This window comes from Pedobacter vanadiisoli (assembly GCF_042684385.1).
Lineage (GTDB): Bacteria > Bacteroidota > Bacteroidia > Sphingobacteriales > Sphingobacteriaceae > Pedobacter > Pedobacter vanadiisoli.
Genome location: NZ_JBHULL010000008.1, coordinates 261824 through 283058 on the forward strand (window position 1 = coordinate 261824; position 21235 = coordinate 283058).

The following is a 21235-nucleotide window of genomic DNA, read 5'->3' on the forward strand; positions in this document are numbered from 1 at the left end:
CCCAATTATTCTATCATCTACCCATTCAAAATTCAAATACAATGACCGAGACATTAGATATAAAAATCACTAAAGCGAACGAAACACGCTTGACTGTTACTGATTTTTCGCAATTACCTTTCGGTAAGGTTTTTACCGATCACATGTTTACTGCCGATTACGAAGACGGCGAATGGAAAAATTTACAGATTCTTCCATATGGTCCGATTCCGGTGAGCCCTGCAATTTCTGCACTTCATTACGGCCAGGCAATTTTCGAGGGACTAAAAGCTTATCGTCAGCCTGATGGAAGGATCAGTGTATTCCGTGCCGATAAAAATTTCGAACGTTTTAATAAATCGGCCGCTAGAATGTCGATGCCAACCATTCCGGAAGAAATTTTTATGCAAGGTTTGGCTGCATTGATCAATGTTGATGAGAAATGGGTACCTAACCAGAAGGATTATTCTTTATACATCCGTCCGGTAATGTTTGCAATGGATCCTTATTTAGGCGTTAAGGCATCTGATACTTATAAATTTGCTTTATTAACCACTCCAACGGGGCCATACTACAGCAGTGCATTAAAAGTTAAAATCGAGACTGAATTTACACGTGCTGACGATGGTGGTGTTGGTTTTGCCAAAACTGCGGGAAATTACGCCCGTTCATTATATCCTTTCGAACAGGCTAAAAAAGAAGGTTATGATCAATTGATCTGGACGGATTCGGTAACACATGAGTTTATTGAAGAAGCCGGAACCGCTAATCTCCTATTTGTGATCGATGGGAAATTGATAACGCCATCGGTACGCAGTACGGTATTAGATGGTGTTACACGCGATACCATTATCAAACTGGCTAAAGAAGCTGGTGTAGCAGTTGAAGAACGCAGGGTTTCAGTTAAAGAAGTAATCGAAGGCATTGAAGATGGTAGTTTAACCGAAGCTTTTGCCGCGGGTACTGCTGCAACGGTAACGCATATTGGCGAATTGGGCTACAACGGTCAGACTTATAAATTAACTGATCCATCAACAAGACATATTTCTAATGGCATTGCTAAAAAACTGAACGATATCCGTTATGGTTTAGCACCTGATGAGTTTGGGTGGAACTGGGTTTTGTAACCTGAAACTTTATAACAAAGAAACCCCGATGCATATTCTGTATCGGGGTTTCTTTTTTTGTATTATCGTCATGCTGAATTTATTTCAGCATCTTTCATGCTATAAGGACCCTGACCACGAAGTGGCTACAAGGCAATTGAAAAAACTACTTCTACTTGTAAAATAAGTTCAGGGTGACGGATAGGAGGAAGATATCTTACTTATCCAAAATCACTACACCTTTCGCTTCGAAGGCAAGTTCTTTTTTAGGTTCAGTAATTTTGGCTACTTCTTCAGGAGATTTTTTAGCATCTTCTGCATAGTGACGTAAAGTTTCTACTGATATGGTTTGTTTTTTGGCTAATCCATCTAAAATTACTTTTTTGCCGACAATGTCCATCGGCATAAAGAATGCATAATCTTTAAAAGTTACCCGCATTGGATCGCCATTAGGCATTTCTAAAGTCATCCAGCATCCTTTTTTCTTGCATACATCTACCACTTTGCCCTCGATTTTCATGTCGACAGTTTTTTTATCTCCCATGGCAGCTTCCATTTTTGCAGCTGGTTTTACATCACCTGGTTTAACTTCTTCTCCAAATTTTTGACCACTATATGCGGTTTGGGCAAATGAAAATGCCGTAAACAGGCAAAAGCCCAAACTTAGAATGATTTTTTTCATGATTTTTATAATTATCCGGTTATGATCTACTCAAAGTTATTTAAAATTTCTTTAAGTAGTGAAAACAAAAAATCCTCGTTAACATCCGTTAACGAGGAAAATCATCCCTATAATTGTGTAGATGTCATTTTATTATGCACATCCTGGTTTTTATAGGCAAACAAAAATCCAAAAGTTTAAATTTTATTTTGTTTGTTGTTAATATTTTGATATTCAGACTATTGTTTATTTTTGGCTAGATCTGCCAATATCCAATGATATGATAGAAGCGTAGAATATTATCTTCTTACTGTGGAATTTTGTTGAGCATTTTCCCCACTTTTATTTATCCGAAAACCATGCTGAATACTTCTTCTATTTTGCTTACAGCTTTAATCTTAAGCTTGTATTTTTCTGTAGCAATTCCTTTCAGGTTGTATTTAGAGATGAAAATGCTTTCGAAACCCAGTTTGTCTGCTTCGGCGATACGTTGTTCTATACGGTTAACGGCCCTTATTTCGCCTGATAAACCCACCTCGGCAGCAAAGCAGTTTTTCGAGGAAATGGCAATATCCTGGTGCGAAGAGATAATGGCAATCAGCACTGCCAGGTCAATTGCCGGATCTTCTACTCTGATTCCTCCAGCGATATTGAGGAAAACATCTTGTGTACTCAACCTAAAACCACAGCGTTTTTCTAAAACAGCCAATAGCATGTTCATTCTTTTGGTATCAAAGCCTGTTGCAGAACGTTGAGGGGTTCCATACGCAGCCTGACTTACTAAAGCCTGTGTTTCAATTAACATGGGCCTTGCACCTTCTAAGGTTGCGGCTATTGCAATTCCGCTTAATTCCTCATCCCGTTGCGAGAGTAAGATTTCGGATGGATTGGAGACTTCCCTGAGGCCGCTTCCCTGCATTTCGTAAATGCCCAGTTCAGCTGCGGCTCCAAATCTGTTTTTAATTGAACGAAGAATGCGGTAAACATGATGCCTGTCGCCTTCAAACTGTAAAACCGTATCAACCATGTGTTCGAGTATTTTAGGCCCTGCAATGGCTCCATCTTTGGTAATATGGCCAATTAAGAAAACAGGCACTCCGGTTTCTTTTGCAAAACGCAACAATTCGGCAGTACATTCCCTTACCTGCGATACACTGCCCGGTGTTGAATCGATATGAGCGGAATACAAAGTCTGGATAGAATCTACAACAAGAATTTCAGGTTCGAGGATTTCGATCTGTTTAAATATATTCTGTGTAGAAGTTTCGGTTAAAATGTAACAGTTGGATGATGTCGATTCCTGAATCCTTTCTGCCCGCATTTTAATCTGTTGTTCGCTTTCTTCGCCAGAGATGTAGAGCAGTTTTTTGCCCTTTAAATTTAAAGCCAGTTGCAACATCAAGGTCGATTTTCCGATGCCCGGTTCGCCCCCAATGAGCACTAACGATCCTTCTACCAATCCGCCGCCTAAAACACGGTCTAATTCTTTATCGCCTGTTAATATTCTACGTTCTGTTGATGATTGTATTTCGTCAACCTTGCTCGGCTTATTTAGTTTACGGTTGGCCGTATCGCTTTTCCAGGTCGGAACAGAAGCTGGGCTTTTTTCTACAATTTCTTCTACAAAGGTGTTCCATTGGTTACATGACGGGCATTTACCCAGCCATTTTGCCGATTCGTAGCCACAGCTCTGACAGAAATATGCGGTTTTTGATTTTGCCAATTGATTAAAATTTTAGATTACGAATTTAACCTTTCTTGCGGATAAATATCGCAGGTTTCAAAAACCTTTGGGGTTTGTCGCAAAATAAAAAAGCCCGGATTTTTAAATCCAGGCTTTCTGTTAAACGTGTTTTGAGTTATAATTTAATCTCTTCATCTTTTGAGGAGATGAAGTGAAACTCGGTTAAGTGATACGATGATTGTGCCTTAACTTTGATCCATTGGCCATACTTGAAGAACCAACGGCGTTGAAGGTTGAAAATGCCTTTTGTAATATAAGCTTCAATGTAAGGGTGTACACAAAGTGTAACTCCTTTTTCATTCTGCTCTCTTAAAATATAATTAAGGTTGTTCTCAATATCATCCATTAAAACGATACTCGCTTTAATTTCTCCCGTCCCATCGCAGGTCGGACATTTTTCTACCGTAACAATGTTCATTTCCGGACGAACACGCTGCCGGGTAATCTGCACCAAACCAAATTTGCTTGGAGGCAAAATGGTATGTTTGGCCCTATCCAATAACATCAGCTCACGCAAATAATCGAATAGCATTTTACGGTTTGTTGGTTTGTGCATATCGATAAAATCGATTACCACAATACCGCCCATATCGCGCAAGCGCAGTTGACGGGCAATTTCTTTAGCCGCCTCTTTGTTTACCTGTAAAGCATTTTCTTCTTGATTTTCTTTACTGGCAGTACGGTTTCCACTGTTCACGTCTATTACGTGCAGTGCTTCGGTGTGCTCTACAACAAGGTATGCGCCACCAGGTAAGTTTACTGTTTTTCCGAAAGCATTTTTAATCTGCTTTTCTATCCCAAAGTGATCGAAGATCGGTTCTTTTTGTTTGTACAGTTTAACGATCTTTTCCATTTCGGGAGAAATATCGTGAACATAAGAACGGATATCATCGTACAGCTCTGGTGTACTTACATAAACGTTTGTAAAATCAGGATTCAGAATATCACGGATTAACGTTGATGATCTGTCCATTTCTCCCCAAACTCTTTTTGAAGGTTCGGTAGAAGGTATTTTTTTAATGAAGTTTTCCCATTTAGCAATCAGATCCAAAAGATCTTTCTGCATTTCGGCAACTCCTCTACCTTCAGAAACAGTTCTGATAATGACCCCAAAGTTTTGAGGTTTAATACTTTCGATAATCTTTTTTAACCGATTACGTTCTGTATTACTTTTTATTTTTTTTGATACAGATATGGTATTGGAGAATGGCACCAGTACCACATACCTGCCGGCAATCGAAATGTCGGAACTTAAACGCGGTCCTTTTGTAGAAATTGGCTCTTTGGCAATTTGAACAGGTAGGAGCATGTTTTTACTGAGCACATCAGAAATTTTGCCTGCCTTGTTAATATCGGCTTCCAGCTTTAAATTATCTAATAATGTGCCTGTAACCGAGCCATTACGCTTGATCTTAGTTAGCTTAATTAAAGATTGCACCTGAGGGCCCAAATCAAAGTAGTGCAAAAAAGCATCTTTTTCATAACCAACATCCACAAAAGCAGCGTTCAGGCCGGGCATAATTTTCTTAATGCGGCCTAAATAAATATCGCCTACAGCGTAGTTGGTATTGATTTGTTCTTTGTGAAGCTCAACAAGTTGTTTGTCTTCAATCAACGCTATGGTAACTCCGGCAGGAGTCGAATTGATAATTAATTCTTTTACCAACAGCTACAGATTTAAGGCTTTCGCCTATTAACAAATGGATAGTAAATAAAAACAGTGATATAGCCCAAAACCTATACAATAAAAAAATCATATAAATTGTTTAAACCTCATAGCGTTTACTATGAGGTTTAACCGGCTTTATCAAAATAAGAAACTATTTTTTCTTATGTCTGTTTTTTCTTAAACGTTTTTTACGTTTGTGAGTAGCCATTTTATGTCTTTTTCTTTTTTTACCGCTTGGCATAGTTTTAAGTTTTAAATGTTTTTATTAATCTGTTAATTAATTTTTATTCTTTAGTTCAGCTACCTTCTTATCAATAAAAGATGATAAGGTTGGATTAGCCGCTAATTTTTTGCTTGATAGGTAAGCATTTACTGCTTCTTTATTTCTGCCTAAATTTTCTAATGCTGTGCCTAAATAAAAATAGGCCTCAGGGGTTGGAGCAGCGGCAATTACCGTGTTAAAACGGGGAATTGCTTTATCAAACTGACCTGATTTAATAGAGAACAATCCTAAATTCATGTTCGCTTTTACATTTTTAGGATCTTTAGCTACAACTTCCAGCAACATTGCAATACCTTGCATTGGTGCGCCTAAGCCATTTACTATTGTTACCCCTAAGCCTGTTTTAGCTTCAATGTTTGTAGAGTCTTTCTCTAATGCATTTTTGTAAGATGCATTTGCTTTCTGCAATAAAGCAGGCTGCGCGATGCTATCTTGTGTGCTTTCAAAAGCTTTTATAAATTGATTACCGGCCGCTAACCACGATTTTGCTGATGGTTCGTTTTCGGCTACAACTTCTAAATACAGGGCAGATGGAGTAATCTGTTCAACATCGTCCCATTTCTGAGCCAGTTGTTTAGCCAGTTCAATCTTTTCTGCACCCTTTGCGCCTTTGTAACTGTTTTCTAAAGCTGTAATATCTGTAGCCAAATTTTTGTTGATTACATTCTTTGCAGCAGTAGACGAAGTTTCGAGGTTTAGTAACGAGGTTGTTGATGGAGAAGCTGTTCCAGCCATACTGCCACTTGAAGGCATTTTCCCATTTTCTTCCGTTGGTTTAACCAAACCCTTTATGTCTCTTGTAAATAAGAATGCAACAAGCAATACAATCGCTCCAATAATAATGGTTTGTTTTGATCTGATGTTGCTATCCATATATAAGACTTAGGCTTCTACCTTAATTTTTTTTGAATTACTTTTCACTTTATCAACAAATACTTTTGCCGGTTTAAAGCTAGGAACAAAGTGTTCTGGGATAATTATTGCAGTGTTTTTTGAGATATTTCTCGCAGTTTTTTGCGCCCTCTTTTTAACAACAAAGCTTCCGAAGCCCCTAACGTATACATTTTCACCGCCAATCATGCTGGTTTTGATAACCTTGAAAAATGCCTCAACTGTTTCCTGTACATCAACCTTCTCAATTCCGGTTTTTGTTGATATTTCTGAAATAATATCTGCCTTAGTCATATTTTATTATTTATTATATTATTATGTTTTAATATTACTACTGATTTGGGGTTGCAAAAGTATTGCTTTTTAATGAGATAGGGAAATAAAAGATGATTTTTTTATCGTTAGACTTATCAGGCAATTGCAAGTTTTTTTTAAATCAAAGAAATAGATCGTAATTTGCAGTAATGACATTTCAAAATGAACTCATCAATTGGTACCAGATAAACAAGAGAGATTTGCCCTGGAGGCATACCAATGATGCTTATACCATCTGGTTATCAGAGGTTATATTACAGCAAACAAGGGTAGAGCAGGGCCTTCCTTACTTCAATAAGTTTTTAGAGAATTTTCCAACCGTAAACGATTTTGCCAAGGCTACCGAAGCTAAAGTTTTAAAACTTTGGCAAGGTTTGGGTTATTATTCGCGAGGGAGGAATATGCATGCAACCGCTCAAACTGTGATGAACGATTACCACGGAATCTTCCCAAATCTGCATGATGAGCTAATAAAATTAAAAGGAATCGGCGAGTATACGGCTGCTGCTATTTCTTCATTTTCATCCGGTGAAGCAAGAGCCGTGGTAGATGGAAACGTATTCCGGGTGCTTTCCAGGTATTATGGTATTGATACCCCAATCAATTCGCCTGCGGGGAAAAAGGAGTTTTTTACCTTGGCAAACGAGCTGCTTTACCAGGAGGATCCTGCGCTGTATAATCAGGCAATAATGGAATTTGGGGCAATGCAGTGCAAACCTAAATCGCCTAACTGCAGCATTTGCCCACTTAACCAAACCTGTTACGCTTTTAGCCATAAAATGGTAAATGAGTTACCTGTTAAGCTAAAAAAAGCGGTGCAGAAGCACCGTTATATTAATTATTTTATTTGTTTTGATGGCGAACGGGTACTGGTAAGAGAAAGGCAGGCTGGCGATGTTTGGCAGCATTTATACGATTTTCCAAGCATAGAAATGCTCGCGCCTAGAGATGCAGACAACAGCCTGTTTACGGCTTTAGTGAAAAAAAACTTCGGAAACGCTTCAGGTTTTGAGCTGATCAGCACAAAAAAACACGTATTAACCCACCAAATAATCCACGTTCAATTTTTTGCATTAAAAAATTATATATTTAACTTTAGTAAGCAAAAGGAACTTAATTGGGTTTCTTTAAGTAAATTAGATGAGCTGCCGCAGCCAAAAGTAATCCATGATTTTGTTCAGGAATATTTTTGTAGTGATAAAATGGAATAATTACCATCTTTTCAGTGTGCATCTAGAAAACGAAACAACTAACCAAAAATATTTATGTCTGGGATTAACAAAGTTATTTTAGTAGGCCATTTAGGCAAAGACCCTGAAGTGCGACATTTAGATGGTGGCGTAACAGTAGCCAGTTTTCCATTAGCTACATCTGAAACATACAACAAAGACGGAAAAAGAGTAGAACAAACGGAGTGGCACAATATTGTGTTATGGCGTGGCCTAGCGGAAGTAGCTTCCAAATACCTTCAGAAAGGTAAACTGGTTTATATAGAGGGTAAATTAAGAACGAGATCCTTTGAAGATAAGGAAAAGGTTAAAAAATATGTAACAGAAATTGTGGCCGAAAACTTTACCATGTTAGGCCGAAAAAGTGATTTCGAACAAAGTCCAATTGCACCGGCAAATCAAAGTTCCGAAGCTAAAATTGAGGATGAATTCACCATTGATCCTTCCGACGAAAGCGGAGACTTGCCTTTTTAATATAAAAAATAATAAAATTCAGAGAGCTGCCAAATGGCGGCTTTTTTTGTTTGGAAGCGCGGGTTTAATATCACATTTAAATTTGTTATTCTGAGTACAACTAAGAATCTTTACTTTCCCTGAAACAAGCCGCTGATTGGCCCGTGTAAGGCCTTCCACGATTAAAAGATTCTTCACAGCGTTCAGAATTACATAAGGGGCTTGGTCGAGACGAATGCCTTCGTCATTGATAATAATCCAATTTAAATAGGTTCCGTTGTATACATAAAAAAACTCCTGCTCTTTTTTAAGAACAGGAGTTTTCGAAATCGATAGTATCAATACCTAATTAATCTTGGTATAATAGATATTCAGTTTCATTTTATTTGTGCTTGTATTACCAGTTCCAATAATTGACCTTTCTGCTGAAATTGCTGTTGGCACGGTTTGGAAAAGATTAAAAGAAGTTGGCGCTAAAAATGTGCCTTCGTCTTTTATGGTGCCATCAATTAAGCTTTGAACATAATTGGTTATTATAAAGATATAACGGTTTTTAACTGAATCGAAGTATCCGCCATAACGCGCCTCTCCTGCCGCAGATATACCTGAAGAGCTTAAAGCAAAATTCGTGTAATCGGGAATGTTAGATGGTTGGTGTGCAATATCCCAGCGGTACAAAGAAAGCCGTTGTGCGGCGTTAAAAGGGTACGCAGGTGCACCCCCGGCAAGCTCTATAACCAACTCAGCCTTATTTACTACTACTTTTCCATAACTGCCTCTAAAAGATGTCAGTCCATCAAAGCTGATTTTGGTTTTAACCCCAGCCAGCCCCTGTAAATAAGTTACGTTGTATTGTTGAGTGGGATCTGATGGCGCCGGAACATCAATTTGTTTTTGTATTTCAGTACCTACGTAATCGTGTTTAATAGTTGCGGCCACACCGCTAATTTGACCACTTGTGTTTAGTGCGCCAATAGGAAAGTTTACAGTAGCGGTATCAACTCCGTTAGATGAATTTGTTTTTTTCCAAACCAACTGCAGATAAGAATCCGTTCCCGAGAAGCTGAAAAAAGCAATGCCGCCCGTACCTGTTGCCGAAGATTTGTTTACCTGTGCGTATAGACCTTTAAAAGCATCTATAAATTTTGCATTCGATGAAGTGCCGGCTGTGCCCAGGTTTAAAATGTTGTTCTGGATGAATGTTTTGTTAAGCGGAATCCTCACCTGTGCCGGTACTGTTTTTAAAGTATCAGCTTTGCCGGTAACAATATCGTATACTTTAGCTTTTGTATTCGGGGCTAATTTGCCTGTGAAATTCCCTAATAAAGTATTGTTAATGGCTTGAACATCTGAACTTTTATAGGTAGTTACTTTATTAGCCAATTGGAATACATCAATGCTGTATTTGGAATTAATGGTATCGCCATAAAATTTAGTTACAGCGCTTGATTCGTCGAATTTTAATACCAAAACAGCTGAATCAAGCTGAGGAGCGGTTCCAAAATCAGTGTTAACGACTGGATATACCGTCATGGCTATACCAGCTTCTGTTTTGCCAAAAACAGGATCAACCATGTAGCCTAACGGATAACGGGGCTGTCCTAAAGTATTTGCAGCAGTTTCCGCAACCAATTGTGTGCTAACAGGAGATACTACCAATGTTCCGGTAATAGCAGCATTCGGATCAACATCCAAACCAACACCGTCGGGGTTTTTACACGATGCAAAAAGAAAAAGACCTATCAACAGGGTTAATAAGTCTTGTTTTGTAAATTTCATATTTTAAATAATAATACCTGATTAAGCTACTGAAACCAATTCGTCATTCGAAATCTCCTCGTAAAAAGTATAGAAGTTTTCAAAATTCTCGGTTAAGTTAAAAGCTAATGTTGGCTTATTGGAATCTTTAACAAATTTTAACACATCTTTATTCAGGTTTTCGTCTGCTAAAACTACTGCATCAGAGTGCGTTACCGCGCCAATGTGCATGCTATCGCAATCAGCTGGTAAGAAGGCTTTAGTGTCATCTTCCGTCATATTTGACATTACTGCTTTAGTGGCGAAATTAGCATTCAGTTTTTCTGTAAAGCCATCCTCATAAATAGAATATACTACTTTAGAATTTTTAAAAGTAGGATCGTTTTTATAAGTGGTTTTGATGTAGGCAGGTACTAATGCGCTCATCCAGCCATGACAGTGAACGATATCTGGTGCCCAACCTAATTTTTTAACGGTTTCTAATGCGCCTTTGCAGAAGAAAATTGTACGTTCATCATTGTCGTCGAAAAATTTTCCGCTGGCATCTCTAAATACCTGCTTGCGCTGGAAATATTCTTCATTGTCTAAGAAATAAACCTGCATGCGTGCAGCTGGGATGGAGGCTACTTTGATGATTAAGGGATTATCATTGTCATCAATAATGATGTTCATTCCAGACAAGCGTATTACTTCGTGTAAACGATTTCTTCTCTCGTTGATATTACCGAATTTTGGCATCAAGATACGGATTTCGAATCCTTTTTCTTGCATAGCCTGTGGTAACTGGCGCGTAATTTCAGAAATTTTAGTAAGCTCGAGGAAAGGCGACATTTCGTGTGTAACAATCAGCAGCTTCGTTTTTGCCATCTCCATATTCTAAGAAAATATTAAGTTAAATAAAAGATAATGAGCTGCAAAGGTAAGCATAATAATACTATTTATCAATATAGCAAGCATTTGTTTGGTTTCGTTTAGATTAATTTACACCTTTACGGCTTTAATTTAGATTGTCCAAATTGGAAATATTTAAAACCAAAGCAGCACTTAAGGCTTTTTTACAGCCATTAAAAGCATCTGCTAAAAAAATAGCACTAGTGCCCACAATGGGTGCGCTGCATAATGGCCATATCTCACTGATAAAGCTGGCCCAGCAACATGCCGATATCATTATCTGCAGTATTTTTGTTAATCCTACCCAGTTTACCGATCCGAAGGACCTGGAAAAATACCCGCGTCCGATTGAGCACGATCTGGCTATGCTGCAGGATGCCGGTTGCAACGGCGTTTTTATGCCCAATGTGGAGGAAATGTACCCTGATGGTGCCAACGAAAAATGGCATATCGATTTGGGAAGTGCCGAATTTTTGCTTGAGGGCGCTTTCAGGAAAGGACATTACCAGGGCGTAACCCAGATTGTAAAAAAACTTTTTGATGCGGTTGAACCCGATGTGGCCATGTTTGGGCAAAAAGATTTTCAGCAGGTGCTGATGATTAAGAATATGCTGGCGCATTTTAACCTGCCCATTACCATTATTGTATGCCCAATTATCAGGGAAGACGATGGTTTGGCCATGAGCAGCCGAAATATTCATTTAAGCCCCGAAGACCGGAAGCACTCGCTGGTTTTGAGTAAATCGCTGCAATTTGTAGTCGACCATTTTAAAGAATACACACTCGCTGAGCTCGAAAGTAAAGCCAAAGCACTATATGACAATGTTGAAGGTGTTGTCCTCGATTATTTTACCATTGCAAACGGTAATACGCTTGAACCAGCAAAATCGAAAGATGAAGACAACCTGGTTGCTTTAGTTGCGGCTAAGGTAGGTTCGACCAGGCTGATTGATAATATGATTATAAAATAATAGTAAGATGGATAATGGTGGCGTTTAGCTCATAACCTGCTTGTTAGTTCTCAACAATAAACCATTATCCGTTTTATTAATACTAACTATCATCCATTTCCCATATTACATCGCACTTACATTTTACATTTTTTTCATCCAGTGCTTTATTACTAACTTTGCCAAATGGTTATCACAATATTAAAATCGAAAATACACCGTGTTAGGGTAACACAGGCCGAATTGAATTATGTAGGCAGTATTACGATCGATGAAGATTTAATGGATGCAGCTAACATTATTGCGAATGAGAAGGTGCAGATCGTAAATAATAACAACGGCGCACGTTTTGAAACTTATGTGATTAAGGGCGAACGCGGTACCGGAACCATCTGTTTAAATGGTGCTACAGCGCGTTTGGCACAACTTGGCGATATTCTGATTATCATGTCGTACGGTGCATTGCCTATAGAAGAAGCCAAAAAATACAATCCCATCCTTGTTTTTCCTGACGATAACAACCACTTGCTAAAATAAATTGTGACCTTCGACCTCAAAACAGCGCTAAAATACATCATCCTGTTTTTAATCGGGATAGGGGTACTATATTTAGCTTTTCGGGGTCAGGATTTAGGAAAGATCTGGCAGGAAATTAAAACCGCAGATTATTTTTGGGTAATCACTTCAGCTTTTGCTGTTTGGATTGCCCATGTATTAAGGGCATTGCGCTGGCAGATGCTTTATCAGTCTATCCATTACAAAGTAAGTTTCTGGAATGCCTATCATGCGGTAATGATTGGCTACCTGGCGAACCTTGCATTGCCGCGTTTTGGCGAGCTTGGCCGTTGTTCGGTAATTCATAAAGCCGAAAAAGTGCCTATGTTTGCCTCCATAGGCACCGTAATTACCGAAAGGCTTTTTGACGTGCTGATGCTTTTCTTCACCAGTTTGGCCATGGTTACCTTTCAGTACGATATTGTTTCGGATTTTTTATACGATACCATTTATCTGAATCTTCTTAAAAAACTGGACAATTTAAATTATTGGTGGCTTGTTGGCTTAACTATTGCCATACTATTGTCGGTTTTAATAACGGTTTATTTCCTGCGGAAAAAATTCAGTAAAAAATTCCTGCGCATTTTTGTGAGCCTGCGCCAGGGTTTTGGTTCTTATGGGAAGCTCAGGCAAAAAGGCATCTTCTTAACCTATACCCTGGGGATCTGGATTTTTTATTCGCTTTCCATGTATTTTGCCTTTTCATCAATACAGGCTACAGCCGGTCTGCATTTTAATGCCGCATTTACTGCAATTGTGTTTTCGGGCTTTGCCATGGCAGCACCGGTACAGGGTGGTATAGGCGTTTTCCACTGGATGGTTGCCCAATCGCTTGTGCTTTACGGTATTTCGTTTAAGGATGGGCTAGCCTACTCAACCATTATCCATTCTTCGCAGGTTTTGCTCATCCTGGTATTGGGCGGTTTTAGTTTAAGCTGTATTTTGTTTAAAAAAACAGATGCGGTAAAATCCAGTTAATTAGCTCTGTTTTCATCCTCATTTCTCTTGTTTTCCTTAGCCTTGTAAGTAGAATTTCCGAAGTTATAAGTTAAGCTAAAGGCCAGTTTGTTGGAAGCGAAATAATGATAGAAATCGTTGTTGATCATACTTTTCTCCCTAAAAATAAATCTTCTTTTAATATTGTCGAAAGCATCATAGAGCACAATCTTGGTATTAAGTTTATTCTTGAACCATGCTTTCTGCAGGCCGAAATCAATACCATAAACTGGCGCGAAAATATAGAGGCCATTGCCGCTTTTCGATTCATACAGGTAACTAATGTCTAATAACCAGTTTTTTAAGGTAAAAACCTGGCTGCCATTAATTTTGTAATCGTAAACAGCAATTTTATAGGTCTGATCAAAGTAGGGCATCAACTCCCTGTTATAGGAGAAGACGATGTTATGGTTCATCCGCCACCATTTGTTTATTTTAACCGGTGAACTTACTGTTAGGTTGGCGAAGTTCCGGTAGGGGATGTTTCGGCCCAGGAAAATGAGCTCATTTGTTGTTGGGTTATATTCCGGATAGCGGGTAATCACATCTGTTTCGCGGCCTGCATTCAGCGCAATGTTCATCACCTTTTTGTTATAAGATAAGGATATAAGATTGGTTGTTGAAGGCTGAAGATAGGGGTTTCCTATCCAGTAATGTCGCGGACTGTAATAAAACCGAAAAGGATTTAGCGCTGCAAAAGTAGGCCGTGTTAACCGTCTGCTATAACTGAGACTGATCTGATCTGCGTCGTTAACATTGTAAGTTAAATTAATGCTAGGTAACCATTTCAGGTATTTCCTTTCTGTAACTGTACCAGTGGTTATCGAGTTGGCCAGGGTACGGGTGTTTTCTATCCTTAAACTCAGGCTATAATTAATTTTGTTCCATTGGCTATTGAAAGAAACGTAAGCAGCATGTATATATTCGTGATAATCAAATTGGTTGCTGCGTTTGGGATCTAAGATAAAGCCCGTATTGCCGAGCGTATCGTAACGTAAGTTATTATCGGTACTATTGTTGGTAAGCTTGCCCCCGAACTCCAATTTGCCTTTCCCTATATTCTGCATATAGTCTGCCTGTGCAGCACGTATTGTAATGTTGTTTGCTGAGTTGGTTATCCAATAATTTTGAAGTTCGCTGTTAAATACATTCCGGCTTTGTATATCTTCCGTTTGCCTGTTGTCGATCTGTGCCAATGAGGTAACAATATGAAACTCACTGTTTTTGAATTTAGCATCGTAATTAATGCCGCCTGCATAATTGTATTGTTTCGGATGTGCATCATTATCACTTTTTACATGGGCAATGTTTTGCTTTAAATCTGCTGTTTGGGTAACCAATTGACTGCCCGATACTGCATTCCGCCTGATCTGATAGCTGCGTAAAAATGCTTCAACGGTTTGCCCGTTTTTAATTTCGTAAGTGAGCCTTGCCTGCGCATTAAAATTCCTGTTGTTGGTAACCGTTCGCGTATCGGTAGTTAGCCCATTGGTGTTGGGAAGGTATTGCAGTGCATAATATTTATAAAATGAACTTCCTAAGGTTTGGCCGAGCTTTAAATCGTAAGTAAAACGGGCCGTTTTAAAAATCAGCGATAAATTTTGATCGAATAAGCTATAGTTATTTTGCTGAAGTTGCGCATTGTAGGAACCCCTTAAGCCCAGAGCCAGGTTTTTTTTCAGTTTAACATCGATAATGCCCTGATATTCTCCATCGTATTTCGAGGATGGTTGATTGATGATGTCGATTGATTCGACCATATCAGGCGATAAATTGCTTAAATAGGTGAAAATTTCATCATTCCCCATGTTTACCGGCCTGCCATCAACAAATAAGGTTGGGGTTGCCCTGCTGGCCAATTGCATTGTTCCGTCCTGGTTAACCTGTAGGCCCGGCAGCTTTCTGAAAACCTCGAGTAGGTTAGGTGCCGATTTAAATAAGATATTGTTGGCAATACCGACCGTAATCTGTCCCTGCTTTGAGCTAAACGCAGGTACACCGCCAACAATAGTCACCTCGTTGAGCAGGTTGATGTCTTCGTCAATTAAAATATTGCCTAACGGTAATATCGTTGTACTTGACTTATCGATCGTAAATGTTTTTTGTGCCTTTTGATAGCCCATTAAGCTAACCGATAAAGTGTATCTGCCCTGTGGTATATCGTTAAACTGAAAGAAACCCGAAGTATCGCTGCTGGAATATTTTATAATCGCTGGATGATCCTGATCGGTTAATATCAAACTCACTGAAGGCAAGCCCTGGTTGCTTTTACTATCGATAATTTTTCCGGTAATGGTATGCGCATTTAACAATTCAGCTGTTAGGAGCAGATATAATAAGATATACTTCATCTTTTATGTGTTTGGTTATGATGGACCAAAACTAAAAGGCGAGTATTATGACGTGGTTTTAAATCTCAGATTTGGGAGTTCGGAATTATAAAACCGGACAGGTTTACAGTGTAGCAACAGAAAGTTGTTCCTTATAAAGGGTAGGAGTGGTTTGTTTATGCTTTTTAAAAGCCGTGTAAAATGTAGATTTGGAATTAAAGCCCACCTCGTAACCGATGGCTTCGAGTTTAATACTTTTATCGTTAATGATCAGTTTGCAGGCTTCATTTATCCTGAAGCCATTAATGTAGGCTGCAAAACTTTTGCCCAGGTTATCGTTAAGCAGCTGCGAAAGCTGATGACCTGAAATATTGATCTTTTTACTAAGGTCGTTTAATTTGAGATCGGGGTCTTTGTAAAGTTCCTCCTCCAGGATAAGTTTTTCAAGTTTTTCTGTTAAAGCCATAGCCTGCTCTAAGGAGATTTTTTTGTTTGCATAACGGATAGCCTGCTGGCCTGTTGAAAGTAAATCGCCTGTTTTTCTCTTTGTAATAAATAAAAAAGTATTGAAATAAAGAACGAGGGAGAAAAATAGGGCTCCACTGATGCATGAACCATTAAAAAAAGAGAAGACAGGCAGTTTAAATACAGTGGGGACAATGATATTTCCAATAAGCACCGAAACCAATAACAATTCTGACGTGGAAGCCGTTTCTCCTTTGGTAAAAAGTTTAATAAAAACGTCTTTAAGTAACCAGGTAGCGTATAAGATGTAAATGGTGAATTGTATGGAAATTATCCTTCCGATATAATTTTCCCAGATATCGGGCAGCTTACTGTAGGGAGCAATGAGGCTGGCGATAATGATTGCCGAAATCCAAAATAGGTAATTAGCCTTTTGTAGGGCTGTTATTTTTGTTGATTGAGCCAGAGCCGATCGGATAAAGTAAAACAGAGATGGGCCTGCCAATGAGCTTCCTAAAATGCCGATTTGGATATAAATCCCCGGTAAAGACGGATAAAAATAATAAAGCAGCGATTTACTGATCTTTAAACTAATGGATAAAAGCAAAAGACCTAAAAAATAAGCCGGGACCGATTTCTGTTTTTTGAACAACAGCAGGTAAGTTCCGATGATTAAGCCGTTAAATGCCCCCAACGCACTGAAGAAAAATAATATTTGTTGACCTAAGCCCATTTAACAAAAATAACAATCTTATGTTAATGCCAAAGATATGTTAACCATACCTTTCTGGGGTAATGATTTTTTGATGGTAGAAGTTTTATTCTTGTCGCCTCTTTTTTTACATTTAGGGAGCGCTTTTAAAAAGGTACTTAGTGCCGAAATTACTTGTGATTTAAATCTAAAGTTTCTATCTTTAATTAAATGCTTGTGATACAGATTTTTATATGTTAGCCTCTCATGTCAATATTTTTCCTCCCCAGTTTTAATCTAGTCTATGCCATCTATATGCCAATTGTAATTTGGCTAAGAGGCAACAACAAGCTTTTGTTTTAAATTTTAAGTGCATAAGGTATAAGTAGTTTTTCTTCATTACATGTGAATTTCCGAATAGTAAGTATTAGTGGAAAAAATATGTATCCTAATAGCTCTTGTTTTATTGAAACAACTAGTGTGTTGGGCTATCGTATAGTAAAAAACCACCTGGAATTTATAATAATGTTACAAATTGAATATATTATGAAACGAACACTCTCTCAACACATTGATCCTGAAAATGGACCCAAAAGAATTTTATCATTGGATGGTGGAGGTATAAGGGGGGCATTAACATTAGGCTATTTAAAAAAAATAGAAACTGTTCTCCGAGAAAAAGAGCAAGACCAAAATTTATTGCTTTGCGATTATTTCGATCTAATCGGTGGTACTTCAACAGGTTCTATTATCGCTGCCGCTTTAGCGATTGGGAAATCTGTAGATGAGATCAAGGATCTGTATATGGATTTAGGCGGGAAGATATTTGGGCAAAAGCATAGTTTTTGGAATCCTTTGGAAACCTGGAAATTCTTAAAGGCATCTTATGATTATAAGGCTCTTGAAGAAAGCCTAAAGAGTGCATTTGGTAACATTACATTAGAAAGTGATCGTATTAAGACCGGATTGTGCATTGTTGCAAAACGGGCAGATACCAATAGTACCTGGCCATTAATCAATCATCCGAGAGGGAAATATTTTTATAAAAATAAAAATATACCACTTTGGCAAGCTGTTAGGGCTAGTAGTGCTGCGCCAACCTATTTTGCCCCACAAATGGTTGATGTGGGCGGTGGAGATAGGGCTGCCTTTGTAGATGGGGGCGTAAGTATGGCCAATAATCCGGCACTAACACTGCTGATGGTAGCAACACTCAAAGGTTTTCCTTTTGGGTGGGAAATGGCCGAAGATAAATTGACCATTGTATCGGTTGGTACAGGTTATAATATTTTTAAGAAACAAACAGGCGAAATAGAAGAAGCCTGGATGAAAACCTGGGCGCAGAATGTACCCGATATGCTAATGCAGGATGCGAGTTGGCAAAATCAACATATATTACAATGGTTATCCAATTCGGCAACGGCACATTCAATTGATCGGGAAATAGGCATATTAAAAGATGATTATATTGGCGGAAAGCCACTGTTGAAATACCTGAGATACAACTTCCCCATTACCGAAAATGATTTGAATGGTTTGGGATTGGCAAAAAATTTTAGCAAAAAAGATGTTACAAGTTTAGTTGAAATGAGTAATGCCAAAAATAGGGGATTGCTTTATGAAATTGGGTATGCTGCTGCTTCGAAGGTTTTAAATGAGCATTTTTGATTTTCATCTGAACACTTGTAAGGAGGGGTAACCATTAATCAGTCTGGGTAACTATCCAACCATTATTTACCGCTATTAAAGAATATGAATAATTGATGCATTAAAAATTTGCAATGCTTATGGTTAACCCGAACCTAGCTATAACAGCCGATGGACTTAAAGGCTGTTTGCTAAATAATTATAAAATATGCAATGTACAAACGGTTACACAGTGTCTCTTGATGGCCTATTGGACGCAGATCAGAACATTGAAACCGCAAAAATCTGTAAAAAATATTGAGCATATGAAAGTTTAGTTTAAAAATATGGCCGATCCGATTAAAATATTCATTTCTTATGGGCACACAGATACTACATTGTATATTCCTGACTCCCTAAAGGCAGAATTTGATGAGATTGTTAGAGAATTTAATGAATTTGATATCCAGCTTACCTTAGATACTTACTTTTTAAAAAGTGGCGATAAATGGGATGAAAGAATAAAATGTGAAATTGAAAGTGCGCAGGTAGTGCTGTTTTTGATCAGTGAGAAATTTCATCAATCAGAATACATCAAACATAAGGAATTTGAAGTTGCGATTAAACGTAAAGATCTTTTTATTTTACATGATAAAATATTTGAATGCGACAACTATGATGCGCTAAGGTCTTTTCAAGCAATAAGCCTTTATAACAGGCCCTGGTTTCCGATGAAGGAGTCGGAATTTGAGATGGATAAGCAAAACCGTGCACAGATAAGGCTTATTGCAAATACACTATACAACGTTATAAAATCAGAATTTAAGGATAAAAAGGCAAAACAAATCGTAACTGCCAAAATTGCACCAGATCTGCTGAAAACCAAGATTAACAGGGATAGGGAATTTGGAAGTTTTAAAAATATGATAAATGGCCTGCCCATCAGGAATTGCAATATTTTTTTTTACGAAGGCAACAAATACGACCGGCCGCAATATTTTAATTACAGATTGGATAAAGAGGCTTTGGGGAATAATAGCTCATATATGAGTGCAACCAAAGATGATTATATCGATTTATATGCTTTAAGTAGCTATCATAACGAGCAGCATCTTTTGGCAAATTTTATAGCAGAAATTAAAAGGCTGTTTTGCCTAGTTGATCCGGTAAGCCACAACTATAACGATAGCCGTGAGATCATTAATGGATTATATGAATTATTAAGGTCAAATAAAATATCCAGGCAGATCATCCCGTTCCGGATTACCTCCGAACACCTTTACGAGGATAGTTACCTAGAAGATTTCTTTACAATACTGAACCTGTTTTTCAATCACAACGATCCCAGTTGTGCCGGTATATTTCTATATTTTTTAATTAGGTGCGAAGAGCAGAATGCTAAACAAACGAATCTCTTTAATCATCTCGAGAAGCGGTTTGGAGTAAAGAATTGTAGTGTTTTAGGTGAGATAAGAGAAGAACATCTTGATAGGTGGACTGAATTGACCGATCAGGATGTACTAATCCAGGATAAAATAAAAGCAAAAGCAATAAAAAATTTAGCGTTGATAAACATCAGTTTGCCTGCGAGATTAGGTAAAATAGAAAAAGCATTGGAAGATGCATTAAACGATTTTAATTAAATAATTATGAAAATCATAAAATTAACACAAGCTCAGGATATTAATACTTACCAACCTTCCAAATCGTTAACTGCAGTATTAAATATGTCTATTTCATTGGGTAGGCCTTTGTTATTGGCTGGCAAGCCCGGGGTTGGTAAAACGCAATTTGCCCACTGGTTCGCCAATCAGGATACTAATAATTTCAATAAATCTGTTTTACAGTTTAATACCAAATCAACCTCTATTTTTTCTGACCTATTTTATGAGTATGATGCCGTTTCGCATTTTAGGGATGCCAATATAAGCCGCTCAACAATAGATGACAATAATAAAACAGCTGCCGATTACATTACTTTAACGGCTTTGGGTTTTGCTATTGTTTGTGCAAAAGGACTGACCGAAAATAACGATAGGGAATTGGATAGGATTATCAGGCAATCACAATTAAAGTTTAAAATAGAAGAGTTAAAGCCAAAATCGGTGGTTTTAATTGATGAAATAGATAAGGCCCCCAGAGATTTTCCCAACGATTTACTTTATGAAATAGAAAACCTATCATTTACGATTAAAGAGATTAATTTATCAATTAAACTAACCGACGAAGAAAAACAAAATATCGTTGTCATTTTAACGAGTAACGACGAGAAAAATCTACCTGATGCCTTTTTAAGGAGATGTATATTTTATTATATAGATTTTCCGGATGAGAAAGAACTCAAAACAATAGTATTAAAAAAACTTAGTGTTGGGCTTGAAGAATTATCTCCAAATGAAGAAAATGGTTTTAATGAAAAAATGGCCTGGTTTATTAAAATATCAGAAGCAAAAAACATAGAAAAAAAACCTTCTATATCCGAGTGTATAGATTGGATTAATTTTTTAAAGGAAAATAAACTGCTTGATAAAGGGCGTGAGGAGTGTGAAAATTCTTTTTCGATCCTGTTGAAGAAAAAAGGGGATTTAAATGAATTCAAAAATATACTTCCGGGGACAACCAATTTAACTGTTTGAGGTTAAC

18 protein-coding genes are annotated in these 21235 nt (G+C 37.9%); 9 read left to right on the top strand and 9 right to left on the bottom strand.

Annotation, left to right across the window (positions count from 1 at the left end; all coding sequences use genetic code 11):
• Window positions 1–41 precede the first annotated feature (41 nt).
• Window positions 42–1106 carry a branched-chain amino acid aminotransferase gene (locus ACFSR6_RS09765; RefSeq protein ID WP_379078189.1) on the top strand — a complete coding sequence of 355 codons (1065 nt, stop codon included), beginning with the start codon at window positions 42–44 and terminating at the stop codon, window positions 1104–1106.
• Window positions 1107–1302: 196 nt separating this feature from the next.
• On the opposite strand, the gene ACFSR6_RS09770 is transcribed toward ACFSR6_RS09765, so the two are convergent.
• From ACFSR6_RS09770 to ACFSR6_RS09790, 5 genes are all read right to left on the bottom strand, one after another.
• Complete coding sequence (locus ACFSR6_RS09770) at window positions 1303–1767, bottom strand: DUF4920 domain-containing protein (RefSeq protein WP_379078191.1); 465 nt, start codon at window positions 1765–1767, stop codon at window positions 1303–1305.
• A gap of 325 nt (window positions 1768–2092) precedes the next feature.
• On the bottom strand, window positions 2093–3469 hold the full coding sequence (gene radA / locus ACFSR6_RS09775; protein WP_379078193.1) for a DNA repair protein RadA: 1377 nt from the start codon (window positions 3467–3469) through the stop codon (window positions 2093–2095).
• Between the two features lie 136 nt (window positions 3470–3605).
• Window positions 3606–5156 carry an Rne/Rng family ribonuclease gene (locus tag ACFSR6_RS09780; protein WP_183766098.1) on the bottom strand — a complete coding sequence of 517 codons (1551 nt, stop codon included), beginning with the start codon at window positions 5154–5156 and terminating at the stop codon, window positions 3606–3608.
• A 280-nt stretch (window positions 5157–5436) separates the two neighbouring features.
• Window positions 5437–6315 (bottom strand): tetratricopeptide repeat protein, encoded by an 879-nt coding sequence (locus ACFSR6_RS09785; protein ID WP_379078195.1) that lies wholly within the window; start codon window positions 6313–6315, stop codon window positions 5437–5439.
• A 9-nt stretch (window positions 6316–6324) separates the two neighbouring features.
• Window positions 6325–6627, bottom strand: a complete 303-nt coding sequence (locus ACFSR6_RS09790; RefSeq protein WP_055909222.1) for an HU family DNA-binding protein — start codon at window positions 6625–6627, stop codon at window positions 6325–6327.
• A 170-nt stretch (window positions 6628–6797) separates the two neighbouring features.
• Between ACFSR6_RS09790 and mutY the strand changes: the two genes are divergently transcribed.
• Window positions 6798–7859, top strand: coding sequence for an A/G-specific adenine glycosylase (gene mutY, locus ACFSR6_RS09795; RefSeq protein ID WP_379078196.1), 1062 nt, complete (start codon window positions 6798–6800; stop codon window positions 7857–7859).
• Window positions 7860–7913: 54 nt separating this feature from the next.
• Window positions 7914–8351: a single-stranded DNA-binding protein gene (locus ACFSR6_RS09800; protein ID WP_379078198.1), complete on the top strand. Its 438-nt coding sequence runs from the start codon at window positions 7914–7916 to the stop codon at window positions 8349–8351.
• Window positions 8352–8675: 324 nt separating this feature from the next.
• On the opposite strand, the gene ACFSR6_RS09805 is transcribed toward ACFSR6_RS09800, so the two are convergent.
• On the bottom strand, window positions 8676–10109 hold the full coding sequence (locus ACFSR6_RS09805; RefSeq protein WP_379078200.1) for a DUF4270 domain-containing protein: 1434 nt from the start codon (window positions 10107–10109) through the stop codon (window positions 8676–8678).
• Window positions 10110–10130: 21 nt separating this feature from the next.
• Window positions 10131–10955: a glycogen/starch synthase gene (locus ACFSR6_RS09810; RefSeq protein WP_379078202.1), complete on the bottom strand. Its 825-nt coding sequence runs from the start codon at window positions 10953–10955 to the stop codon at window positions 10131–10133.
• A 149-nt stretch (window positions 10956–11104) separates the two neighbouring features.
• Between ACFSR6_RS09810 and panC the strand changes: the two genes are divergently transcribed.
• The 3 genes from panC to ACFSR6_RS09825 all read left to right on the top strand — a co-directional run bounded on the left by panC (window position 11105) and on the right by ACFSR6_RS09825 (window position 13462).
• Window positions 11105–11950, top strand: coding sequence for a pantoate--beta-alanine ligase (gene panC, locus ACFSR6_RS09815; protein ID WP_379078204.1), 846 nt, complete (start codon window positions 11105–11107; stop codon window positions 11948–11950).
• Window positions 11951–12115: 165 nt separating this feature from the next.
• Window positions 12116–12466 (top strand): aspartate 1-decarboxylase, encoded by a 351-nt coding sequence (gene panD / locus ACFSR6_RS09820; RefSeq protein ID WP_090769374.1) that lies wholly within the window; start codon window positions 12116–12118, stop codon window positions 12464–12466.
• 3 nt (window positions 12467–12469) lie between these two features.
• A complete protein-coding gene (locus ACFSR6_RS09825; RefSeq protein WP_379078207.1) occupies window positions 12470–13462 on the top strand; it encodes a lysylphosphatidylglycerol synthase transmembrane domain-containing protein in 993 nt (330 codons plus the stop codon).
• On the opposite strand, the gene ACFSR6_RS09830 is transcribed toward ACFSR6_RS09825, so the two are convergent.
• Together ACFSR6_RS09830 and ACFSR6_RS09835 are read right to left on the bottom strand one after the other, a co-directional pair.
• Window positions 13459–15831, bottom strand: coding sequence for a TonB-dependent receptor domain-containing protein (locus ACFSR6_RS09830; RefSeq protein WP_379078209.1), 2373 nt, complete (start codon window positions 15829–15831; stop codon window positions 13459–13461). The two genes, ACFSR6_RS09825 and ACFSR6_RS09830, sit on opposite strands and share 4 nt — an antisense overlap.
• A 103-nt stretch (window positions 15832–15934) precedes the next feature.
• Window positions 15935–17008 (bottom strand): helix-turn-helix domain-containing protein, encoded by a 1074-nt coding sequence (locus ACFSR6_RS09835; RefSeq protein WP_379078211.1) that lies wholly within the window; start codon window positions 17006–17008, stop codon window positions 15935–15937.
• 504 nt (window positions 17009–17512) lie between these two features.
• Between ACFSR6_RS09835 and ACFSR6_RS09840 the strand changes: the two genes are divergently transcribed.
• From ACFSR6_RS09840 to ACFSR6_RS09850, 3 genes are all read left to right on the top strand, one after another.
• Window positions 17513–18634 (top strand): patatin-like phospholipase family protein, encoded by a 1122-nt coding sequence (locus ACFSR6_RS09840; RefSeq protein ID WP_379078213.1) that lies wholly within the window; start codon window positions 17513–17515, stop codon window positions 18632–18634.
• Between the two features lie 305 nt (window positions 18635–18939).
• Window positions 18940–20235 (top strand): toll/interleukin-1 receptor domain-containing protein, encoded by a 1296-nt coding sequence (locus ACFSR6_RS09845; protein ID WP_379078215.1) that lies wholly within the window; start codon window positions 18940–18942, stop codon window positions 20233–20235.
• 6 nt (window positions 20236–20241) lie between these two features.
• The gene (locus ACFSR6_RS09850; protein ID WP_379078217.1) at window positions 20242–21228 is read left to right on the top strand and encodes an AAA family ATPase; all 987 of its coding nucleotides are present in this window, start codon (window positions 20242–20244) and stop codon (window positions 21226–21228) included.
• Window positions 21229–21235 lie beyond the last annotated feature (7 nt).